The following is a 904-nucleotide window of genomic DNA, read 5'->3' on the forward strand; positions in this document are numbered from 1 at the left end:
CGTGGGCGAGCAGGACTCCCGCTCCGGCCTGCGGATCTCCGAGCGCACCCCGCTCACCGGCGTGCGCAAGGCGATCGCGGACCAGCTGGCCCGCTCCCGCCGCGAGGTCCCCGAGGTCACCGCGTGGCTGGACGTGGACGTCACCGGTCTGCTGGAGCTGCGGAAGCAGCTCAAGGCGAAGGACCCGGACAACGCCCCGTCCCTGCTCGGCCTGATCGCCCGCTTCACGGTCGCCGGCCTGTGCAAGTACCCGGTGATGAACGCCCGCATCGAGGCCGGTGCGGACGGCAAGGAGGAGATCGTCGAGTTCGAGGGCGTCAACCTGGGCCTGGCGGTGCAGACCGACCGCGGCCTGATGGTCCCGTCCATCGAGCACGCCGAGCGCCTCTCCGCCGCCGAGCTGAACTCCGCGATCGCCGAGACCGTGGGTCGTGCCCGCGACGGCAAGGCCTCCCCGGCCGAGCTGACCCGCGGTACCTTCACGCTGAACAACTACGGTCCGCTGGGCACCGACGGTGCGACCCCGATCCTGAACATCCCCGAGGTGGGCATGCTGGGCATCGGCCGCATCATCGACCGTCCGTGGGTCGTGGACGGCGAGATCCAGGTCCGCAAGGTCACCGAGATGACCGTGACCTTCGACCACCGCGTCACCGACGGCGCCACCGCGTCCGCGTTCCTGACGTTCGTGGCCGGCTGCCTCAACGACCCGACCTCGGCGCTGGCCGAGATCTGATCGGGAACCCCGCCTCCGGGCGGGAACCCCGCTCCGAGCCGACGGGGCCCGGGGGACCGACCGCTGCAGGTCGCCTCCCCGGGCGTCGTCGTCCCAGGACGTTTCCGAGGGCGGCGGGGCAGGTGCGGGGGCGAGGGGCGGGCGCGGCAGTCCGCTGTGGCGTAGGGG

Annotated in this window: 1 protein-coding gene; it reads left to right on the forward strand. The window is 72.6% G+C overall.

All coding sequences use genetic code 11. The features are described from left to right. Nucleotides 1-736 (forward strand): dihydrolipoamide acetyltransferase family protein (locus AC2W7A_RS12900; protein WP_485991675.1); only part of this gene is annotated, 736 nt, incomplete at its 5' end. Nucleotides 737-904 lie beyond the last annotated feature (168 nt).

This window comes from Micrococcus sp. LASM2_SD2 (assembly GCF_057364565.1).